2 protein-coding genes are annotated in these 10666 nt (G+C 70.1%); both read left to right on the top strand.

All coding sequences use genetic code 11. The features are described from left to right. The first annotated feature begins 259 nt into the window (after positions 1-259). On the top strand, positions 260-8923 hold the full coding sequence (locus tag TR33_RS08600) for a coiled-coil domain-containing protein (RefSeq protein WP_234305786.1): 8664 nt from the start codon (positions 260-262) through the stop codon (positions 8921-8923). A gap of 92 nt (positions 8924-9015) precedes the next feature. Continuing rightward, positions 9016-10659, top strand: a complete 1644-nt coding sequence (locus tag TR33_RS25685; RefSeq protein WP_052358133.1) for a hypothetical protein — start codon at positions 9016-9018, stop codon at positions 10657-10659. Positions 10660-10666 lie beyond the last annotated feature (7 nt).

The raw sequence follows: 10666 nt of genomic DNA, 5'->3' as shown, positions 1-10666 counted from the left end.
CGAGACGACCGGAGACCGGGGCCGCGACGACGACACCGGTTCCCACACGCAACCCCCGCCCGCGACGAACCCGGCCGGGCAGGGCGCGAACGACGGCGGCGCGTCCACCCACCGCCCGAACGGGGCCGGGAACGAGGGCGCCTCCGAGACGACCGCGAACCCCGAGAACACGGGCTCCGAGAACACGGACCCCGAGACCCGACCGTTCCAGGACGACACCGGCGACGAGAACACCCGGTCCTCGGACTCCGACACCCCCGTGAGCCGGAACCCCGACGACCAGGGGGCGTCGACCCACGACGACTCCGGCGCGACCACACACCAGAACGACGGTGCGAACGGGACGACCCCGCACCCCGAAGGAGGGCCCGCGCCCGTCGTGATGGCCCCCCAGAACACCCCCCACGCGCAGGGCGGCCCCGAGACCACCGGGGACGGACGGCGAGGACCGGCCGGCACCCCGCCGGCACCGAAGCCGCGCCCCGATCCGGACGCCCCCGCCACCGTCTCCGAAGGGCTGCGCCCGCCCACCGACTGGCAGAACCTTCGCGACGACGTCGAACCGACGAGGGTCGGCGCGAACCGGGACCGCTCCGGTGTCGACACCGACGGCGTCGAGATCCTGCACGGGTCGAGCAAGGACGATCCGATCGTCTCGATCGCCGAACGCGGCTTCGACGTGCGTCGTATACCTCTGCCGAACCCCGACCCGGACGGCCCGACGCACGTCACCGAGCTGACGATCCGGATGAACTTCGACACCGGCCCCGGGGTCACCCCCGAACAGGCCGACACGGCCCGGCGGAACTTCATGGACCGTCTCGACGAGGTCGTCAACCAGCGCTACCGGCTGCCCGGCAGCGGCGACCAGCTCCACATCCGTGTGGAGCAGGTAGGGCCCGACGGACGACCGCACTCCGGAGTCACCTGGGTCCACGACAACCCGGATCTGCCCGGACGCAGCGACACCGCCAACTGGCGGCTGGACGACGGGGTCGACGTCTGGTTGCACGAGGCCCTGCACAGGGTCGGGCTCGACGATGAGTACCGTGACCCCTCCCAGGAACGATCCGGTCGCCCCCCGGCCGTGTTCCGGGCCTCACCGGACTCCAGCGCGGTCCACGAGGTCGGCGGCTACATGGACGCCCCCGGTGGACGCGACGGCAGGCCCCCGCAGATCCTGAACCACTACCTGGATCAGATCGAGAACCAGGTGAACGGGGCGTCGCGCTACGACGGACCGACACGGCTGGGCGATCTTCCGAACTCCGTGCACCGCGACCTGGCCGCCCTGCTCGACCCCGAGGGGACGAGGAACCAGGACGACACCATCGCCCTGTTCGGCGCCGCCTACGACAATCGTGTGAGAGGCCGCGGCGACGACCAGGTCCGCGCCGACCTGCCGGATCGGCTGAAGGGCGACTTCGACCGCGTCGTCGGCGAGTGGACCTCGGACGGCCGTTGGGACGGCGCCCTCGACCGGGCGCGCGGGGCCGGTATGGAGTCCCCGCTGTCCCGAATGCCGAGCGGCCCCACCCCGGTGACCACCGAGAGCGGTGGGAACCATCGCGCGGCCGGGCCCTTCTCCGACCTGTTCAAGCAGAAGGGCGGGGGCGGAGAGGACAACGGTGGCGGCAACGGCAAGAAGCCCGAGAGCCACCCTCTGAAGGACCTTTGGAAGGGTCGCGTCCGCGGTACCGACGACACCTCCGGTGAGTCCTCCGGTACCCCGCAGAGGGAGAGGCCGGCGAATCAGGACCGGAGCACGACCGAGCCGCAGGGGCCACCGCACGAGGTCACCGCCGAGGTGACCCCTGAGGTCACTCCTGAGGTGACCCCCGAGGTCACTCCTGAGGTGACCGCTGAGACCACCGGTGAGGAGACCCCGCCCAAGCCGGTCTCCCCGGAGACGAGTCGGATGCTCGACATGCTCGCCGACATCGGCCCCATCTCCAACGGGGACGGGTACTCCGGCCTGCATGTGAACCCGGACGTCGACGTTCAGGGGCTGCGCCGGCGTCTGACCCATCGGCTCGCCGAGAACGGGGTGCGGCCGGACGCCGAGGCCCTCGCCAACGCCCTCGACCTCATCGGTAGCGGACGTGCCCGTCCGGACGACGTGTTCACGATCCCCGTCCACGACGCCTCCACCGGCGTCAGCGTCAACGGGAACGGCACCACACCGCCCCCGCGCGGCGAGGTGAGGCTGACCGTCGATCGAGAATGGCGTGACACCACCGGCTCCCCCGATCGGAGGCTCAACGCCGGGAACGCGACCGAGAACCGGGCCAAGGACGTCGGCACCGGCTCCCAACAGGGGCGTAAGAGCTTCAACCCCGGGCTCCCCATCACCGTCATCGGAGAGATCTTCGGCAAGGTGGCCATGGTCGCCCCGAAGTTGAAGACGTCCTTCGCGGTCCGCCAGCGCGGCAACGAGTTCCAGATGAGCGCGGAACGTCGTCACAAGCGCAAGGTCGACGTCGACGGGGACGACCCCTCACGCTTCACCGGTGACATGACCGTCTCGGCGGTCCTGGAGGTCTCTCCACTTCCCTCACCGTCCACGACCACCTCCGATCAGCGGGGGGCCGATGACCGGAGGCAGGGGACGGACGAACAGGAGGGGCCGCCGGCGGGGCCGCCCACCCGGGTCGAGTTCTCCGACCGACTGAACGATGTCGTCGACGTGGTCCTGGCGGGCCATGTGCGCGACGCGGACGCCGACCCGTCCACCACGGAGTCCTCCAACGGCGAGGGGTCCTCCACGGACGCCCAGAGCCCCACCCCCGAGCGGCAGAGGCCCCCGGAGCGGTTCCGTACCGATGACGGCACCGGAGCTCCGGTCAAGGCCCCCCGTTTCTCGCGCACCATCGGGATCCTCGACGGCGGTCTTCCCAAGGACCTTCCGATCGACATGCGGACCCTGCGCGACAACCTCGGAAAGGCCGACCAGGGGAAGGTCCTGCGCTTCCCCTACCAGGACGACAAGGGCAACACCCAGTACGTGGAGATCAGCGGCGGCCCGGTCTCCTATGAGCGGGTCGGGCCGGAGATGAAGGACTCCTCCTTCTCCGACACCGACAAGTTCTCCAACAACGCCCAGAACAGCGCGGGGCGCACCAACAAGGAGGACTTCAAGGCGGGGGCCGCCTTCATCGGCACGATCATCCCCGGGGACGGATCGTCGATCCTTCGAGTGGGGCCCGAGGTGACCGGAGGGGTCAAGGGCACCCAGAAGTACACGCGCGGTGTCGAACACGGCAGTGAGCGCATCTACAGCCCCGGGAGCAAGGGCGATTCCGCCTTCTACCGGGTGAACCGCACCTACACGGTCACGACCACCGAGGATCAGCCCTCCACCACTCGGAACACCACCGGGAACACGAACACCACCGCCGGTGGCTCGGGGAACACGGGCACCACGAGCACCGCTGGGAATACGAACAACACCACCGGGAACACGAACAACACGAACACCGCCTCGGAGAACACGGGTGGTACGAACGACACCGAGAACGGTGGTGGATCGTCCAAGGACCGACCCACGGTACGGTCGGGCACGTTCGACCTGACCACCCTGGACCAGGTGACGACCGCCGACGCCCTGGCCATGGCCTCGGACAATACGGACCGGAGCACGGAGGACACCCCCACCGAGCCCACCACACCCGGTCTCAACGGCGAACGCGTGGACAACGTGAGCGAGGCGGTCCCGCTACGGTCCGAATGGAGCGATGGACGCCTGCGCGACTCCAACGGTGAATCGCCCTCGACCGTCGCGGCCAAGAAGATCCACCAGCAGGTCTTCGACGCCCACCCCGAGCTGGTGACCGACCCCTCCGGGGCCAAACCGAAGGGCCGGGGTTTCTGGAGGACGCTGTGGCAGGGGGCCGACCTGCGTGTCGAGAACACGCTGAAGATCTACGAGATGGTCGGCGCGGCGATCGACGAGACCGGCAACCTGATCGGTGACGGCACCCCGATCCACCTGCGCACCGGTGGCCTGGGCAACGCCCTGACGCCCGCCCCCGGAACGTGGCGCTCGCTGGTCGAGAAGATGCCCGGAACGTCGTCGATCAAGAAGGACGACCGGGACGGCGCCGACTTCATCACCCTCCACCTGGAAGGGAAGCTGACCGACGCGCGGTTCGAGGGCTCTCGAAGCGGTGGATCCCTGAGCACCGGTCTCAACGCGTCGACGGCGCAGGCGGCGGGCAAGCAGAACACCACCACCTACAGTGCCGAAGCCACGGCGATGATCCAGACCCGTGTCGGATCGACGGCCGCCGGTCTGCCCAAGGGCATCTTCGAGGTCGGAGGCGGATACTCCTACGAGAACGAGAACGCGACGCCCCTGTCCGGCAACCGCAAGGCCGGGGTCGAGGCCTCCTCCAGCGCCAAGGGGGATCTGGAGACGTGGTCCTACGAGCTCGAACTCAAGATGAGGCTCGGGACCGACTCCGATCTCGTCGACGTGACCCCGGAGAGCTCCGGCACGGATCCGAAGAGGCCTCGGATCCTGTTGGAGGGGCCCAAGACGGTGCCCGTGTCCGGTGAACGCGCCCCGATCACCCCGACGACCGATCGAGACGCGGAGGCGACCCAGGCCCGGGAAGCGGCCCGGGAGGCCCTGGAAACGGCACGCGAGGCCCGCCGACAGACCGAGGAGGCCCGCGCCGAACTGAACCGTCTGAACGATCTCGCCGGCCGGCTCGGAGAGCGGGAGAACGCCCTGACCCAGGCCGAGAAGGAGCTGGAGAGCAGGGAGAAGAAGGCCTCCCAGGACGATGAGAACGCGCGGAACCTGGAGGACACGGCCGCCGAGGCCGAGAAACAGGCCGGCGACCTGAGGACCGAGGCGACCCGGGAACGCGCGGACGCCGCCCAGGATCTGAAGGACGCCGCGGAACGCAGGCGGGAGGCGATCGAGGACGCGTGGGCCTACGTCGACGCGCTTCAGACGGAGACGGACGCCCGTAACCGTCCCGAAGGAGAGGGGACACCCCCTCCGGGGGAACGCCGCACCCCGCCGCCGTTGCCCGACCTCCTCGACACCGGGGTGGACGCGCTCGGCGAGAACCCCGATCGGAACGCCGCCGACCAGGCCTGGCACAGGGCGCTCGACAACTGGAACGCTCTGAACGACGCCGAACGGCAGGCGGCCGACGCGGTCCGGGACGCCGAATCGGCCTACGCCGATGCCACGGGCCCCTCCTCCAAGGAAGGCGACGCGTCCGGCACACCGACGCCACGGCCGACCCCCGAGTCCTCCGAGGTCCACGACGCTCGAACGAAGTCGGAGGAGACGGCACGGGAGACCCGGGACCTCAAGGACAAGGCCGACGCCCAGAGCGAGAAGGCCTCCGGCAAGGAGAACGAGGCGACCGCGAAGGAGGAGGGCGCCGCCGGCGCGCGGAGTGAGGCCGACACCGGACGACAGCGGGCGAACGAATCCGCGGAGGACGCCCGGCAGGCGGCGCGGGATGTCGAGACCGCCCGGAACGACCGGAACGAGTCGGTGGCCGCGCGGGACAGGATCCCCGGGAGCGAGGAACGGCTCACCCGGGCCCGGGAGCAGGAACGGCTCAGGCACGACGAGGCCGCCACTGCGCAGGGTCGCGAGAAGGACCACCGGTTCGCTCAAGACCGTGATACCCGTCTGCGTCCGCCGCCGGAGCGGAACGAGGAACGTCAGGACCAGAACCAGAACCGGCCGCACCGCTCTCGGGCCGACCTCGACCTCGACGGTCTGCCGCACGCGCCCAAGCACTCCACGTCGCCCGGGCTCAAGGACCGTATCCACAACGCCGTGAGCTCCGCCCCCGGCTACACCGCCGCCTCGCGTTCCGGTGAGGCGGTCATGGGCCACTGGAACGTCCTCAGTTCGCCCAAGGCACTCGCCGCCCACACGATGGACGTCCACGACGGCGGGCTCCCCCTGAAGGCGCAGTTCGAGGACGGTACGATCCGCCGTTCCAACGTCAACGTCGACATCAGCGCCGAACGCAAGTCGATGCACACCTCCGACGCCGTGCTCGACGGCGGCATCGACCTCACCTACAAGTCCGAGTCCGACCGGATCACCGGTAGCAGCGATAGCTCCGGGCACAACGTCACGGCCGGCCTGAAGGGCGAGGCGGTCCTCAACCAGGGCGACAGCAGGAACAACCGCCTGCGCGGCTCGGCGGGCGCGACGCCCTACGCCTCGAAACAGACGACGACGAAGGGCGACACCAACTCGTTCGGAGGGGAGGACAAGCTCTCCTTCGGCGGTAGCACCGTGAAGGTGACCACCTCCGACGAGTTCCAGGTGCACAGCAAGATCCGCACCCAGTGGAACGCCTTCGTCTCGGTGCCGATCACCTCCACGACGGAGGGGAACGGGTCCACCTCGAAGACCCCGCTCGAGAACGGCGGTGACCGGAACCGGAACGGGGAGAACCGGGATCGGGCCGAGAACGAAGGGGACGGGGAGAATCGGGATCGGGCCGAGAACGAGCGGAACGATGAGAACCGGGATCGGGCCGAGAACACTCAGGACGACGGCACCCGGGAACAGACCCGGGACGACACCGAGTCCGGCACCACCGAGTCGCGCTACCGCGTCCTCGACCTGGCCCAGAAGAACGCTCTGCCCTCCCCGGAGGGGCTCGACGGGGCGTTGGGGAAGGCCCGGGAGATCCCGAAGGACATCACGTTCGTCCCCGGGAACGAGACCTCCGGATACGCCCTCAACGGCATCGACACCAAGGCGGCCGTGGACGGGATCCTCCAACAGGTGAAGGACCAGGGGGTCGAACTCACCGAACAGAGCAAGAGCGACATCCGCGCCGCCCTCTCGGCCGGCTACACACGAGGGGACAACCTCCGGCTCCAGACGGGTGGTCTGGTCCTGCCGGTCAACGTGCGCGAGGGCACGCTCGGCGGGCAGCGCTTCAGCAGTAGCGGCTGGCTGCGCCTAGGGCTGAGCCGGGACGGTGACTCCGACCTCCACTCGGTCGAGGCAGGGCTGTCCTCGGAACGTTCCGTCTCGGAGTCCTCCGAGCACAACGAGTCCAAAGGCAAGCAGAAGAAGAAGGGCGTGACCGCCGGTTTGGACGGGGGATGGAACCCCGTCGCGGCGACCGGAACCGACGACAAGGGCGCCCCCACCTTCCCCAAGGACCGCTACCAGACCAAGACGTTGAGCGCCGGCACCGGTTGGGAGAGCGCGACCACCTCCACGGAGCTGACCTCCGACACCGACACGAAGACGACCTCGCGCACGATCAAGGCCCCCGGGATCACCGCCACCACGCCGATGAAGATCGACTTCACCCTGTCCCTGGACCACTGGTACGGAAGCGGTTCGCGGGGCGCGGCCTTCAGCTCGTCGGTCAACGTGGGCCCGCGCACCGAGGTGTTCCAGACGGGGACCTTCCTCCCCGACCCGCCCAAGGGCGGCCCCTCGGCGTCGACCCCGCCCCCGCAGACCGAGACCCCCCGGGGACCCACGCCGTTCACGCCCACCACGGACGGTGCGAAGGACATCTCCTCCTTCGCCACCGACTGGCGTAACGGGCTGGGCCGTGACCAGACCATCCTGCCCATGGTCGAAGCGGTGGGTCAGGGGCCCATCGCCGACGCGGCGCTGATCGCCGAGGCGAAGGCGATGGGCTGGAACCCCGATGCCTCTCGGCAGAACAACGTGGCCGAGGCCGTCGAACACCTCCGCCGGAACGGGGCGGGGTCCCGCGGCCCCATGCTCGGGGCCGCCGTGGACGGGCACGTGCTGAGAGGGCTGTTCGGCCACGCGTCCGGGGGAGACGGCGCGACCCTGGTCGGCAAGGACCCGTACGGGCCCTTCGTCGTGCCCGGGCTGGAGACGAAGCTGTTCACCCAGATCGACCCGGACGGCGCCACCATCATCGGGGCCACCGGTGAACTGTCGACCGGGAAGGAGTCCACGGAGGTCCACCGCGACGAGCGTTCCGTGTCCCACTCCGGATCGACCGCCCTCACCCATGGGGCTGACCTCTCGGGCATGAAGGCCGTGGACCAGCCGGTCTCCGACTTCCAGGAGGGGTCGGCCCTCATCGGCGGCGGCACGACCGGTGCCGGCTCCGCCAGTACGGCGGCGGGCGGAGGCAAGCAGTCGGCCTCCACCGTGCACACCGTCGCCGACGCCCCCGTCAAGGGACGCGGATACCTGGTGCGGTTCCCCGTCGACGCCCTGCTCGTCGCCCAGCACACCGGGTCCGACGCCCCGAAGGCCGAGACGACCACGACCACCGTCGACGTCTGGCTGAGCCTGGACCAGGTCAAGGAGCTCGCCGGCGGGGTGAGCGCGGACTCCATCAAGGCGTGGGACGGCGTCGCCGACCGCCAGGACGCGGCGGCCAAATCCGAGAAGGAGCTCAACGGCGCGGTCGACAAGGAACTGGGGCTGGACCGGTCGGAGGAGGATCGGAGGAACTCCCGCAAGGCCATGGACCTGTTGTCCTTCGACCCCTCGCTGAAACCGAGCGCCTGGTCGGATCGCACCTCCAACGGGGTCGAGGCCGTCCGCGACTACCTCGGCCTCGGCGCCGAGGGTCCCGGTTGGGATCGTTCGAAGGACCAGGACAAGGAGGCGAACGAGGCGGCGCGGGAGGGGCTGAAGGGGCTCCGAGAAGACCAGGGGACCCCCCACGGTCTCTCCAAGGAGACGGTGGACGCTCTGAGCGGCCTGATCGAGCGCCGCGCCGACCTGCTCTCCAAACTGCGCGAACACCGTGAGACCCTCGACACCTACTTCGAGGCCCTGCGCAAGACCCACCCGGCCTACGCCCCTATGGTCCCTCCGTCCACCCCGACCCTCTCGCCCACGGACACCTCCGGCGGCGTCGACCCGGCGATGCTCCAGCACTTCATGCAGGCCCTCTCCCCGTCCTCATCGAGTTGACGGGCCCACAGACCCTCTCCACACGAGTCGCTTTTCGCGGCCGCCCCCGAAACGCCGGAGCACCTCCGGTTTCCGAAAGGAAGAAACGAAGAATGACCGACAACAACGAGGCACCGCGCGGTCCCCACCGCACGGGGCCCGTGCTGAGCTCGACGGGGGAGGCGCCCTCGGCCAAGGCCAGGGACGCCATCGGGGCCCCGGCCGAGCAAGGCCAAGGCCAGACCGCCCCCTATACCGCACCCACTCCCACCCCCGCCCCGACCGCCTCCGTCGCGAGTGAGACCGCGGTGGACGGAAACGAGCGTGGCCGTCGTGCGCTGCTCTCGGCCCTGACACTGCGAGGTAACGCGGCCAAGGCCGCCGACGGTGCCGAGAAGGCCGAGGAGGACCGCTATCGTCCGGGCCGCCCGGTCCTCGCGGTCGCGGCCATCGCCGGCCTGATGCTGGTGGCCGCCCCGTTCGGGCTGTCCGCCGCCAAGGAACACCAGAACGAGATGCTGCTCCAGGGCGATCTCGCCTCGGGGGCCTTCCCGGAGGCGTCCGGTTCCTCCTCCGCCTCGGGCCTGGCCTCGGACTCGGCCTCCGCCTCGTCCTCGGGCACGGGTGTGCAGGGGTACGTCCCCGAGGTACAGCCGAACAGCCCGGTCCTCCCCGGAGCGGGCGACGAGACCGAGTCCGACCCCTCCTCCGGTGGGGGCGGTGGCGCCGAGGGCTCGAGCGGCGGCGGCCTTCCCGAACGTCCCGTGGACCCCTCGTCCGGAGGCCCACAGGGTGTTCCTCCGGGCGGAGGCGCCGACGACGATGACGAGGACGGCACCGGGACCGACGGTCTCGACGGCGAGGGCGGCGGTGTCACCGGCGAACCCCAGGGCGTGACCGTCGAGAAGGGCTCGCTGCTCGACATCCTGCTGAACGAGCGGAACGGTGGGGGCGAGGACTCCGAGAAGTCCGAGAAGCCCGGCTCCGAGAAGACCGACTCCGATGAGGACGCCGAGAAGGCGGACGAGGGCGACGCCGAGGGCGAGGCGCCCGACGGTGTGGTCGCCGAGCCGCTCACCGCGCAGGCCGGATCGAAGACCGAGCCGGGCGCCGAGGGCACCGAGGCCCGAGAGCAGGAGAACGAGAAGGCCGACGAGCAGCAGCGGCGGGAGCCCGAGCCCCCGCAGGAGCCCGAGCCGGAACCCGAGCCCGAGCCCGAGCCCGAGCCGGAACCCGAGCCCGAGCCCGAGCCCGAGCCGGAACCCGAGCCCGAGTCCTTCTTCGCCGTCTCCGGCCCCGGTTGCAGCAACGAAGGCGCACGCTACCGCGTGCACGGCGATGGCGTCTGGCGCTCGGGCCCCTCGGGCTACACCGAGCGCGGATGTGTCGACGGTTACGATGTCATGTCCGTGAGCGGCGACCCCGACGGTGGCGGGACCTCCGCGGAGTGGACGTTCTGGCCCAACCGACCCGGTTCCACCTGCACGGTCAAGATCCTCGTGCAGAACGGTTCCGAACCGCTCTGGGCCAACGGCGTCCCGATGCACTACGAGCTGTTCGACGGTGACAACACCGACGGCGGCTTCCGTGGCGGCTTCGAGGTCACCAAGCCCGATGGCGGCCGGTACTGGGCGCTGACCGAGTTCCAGCCCGAAGGGAACTCGTTCACGCTGCGCGCACGCAACCGGGGCGCCATCCCCGAGGGAGGCGAGGCCCCGCAGCTGCCCATCTCGGTGGTCGAGACCGAGTGCCGCTGACCGACGA

The sequence above is a fragment of the Nocardiopsis alba genome, assembly GCF_000710955.1.
Classification (GTDB): Bacteria; Actinomycetota; Actinomycetes; order Streptosporangiales; family Streptosporangiaceae; genus Nocardiopsis; species Nocardiopsis alba.
This window is presented reverse-complemented; position numbering and strand designations above follow the sequence as displayed.

Bases quoted from the DNA above. Each gene is read 5' to 3' on its own strand.
- TR33_RS25685 (WP_052358133.1), top strand. From the start codon at position 9,016: ATGACCGACAACAACGAGGCACCGCGCGGTCCCCACCGCACGGGGCCC.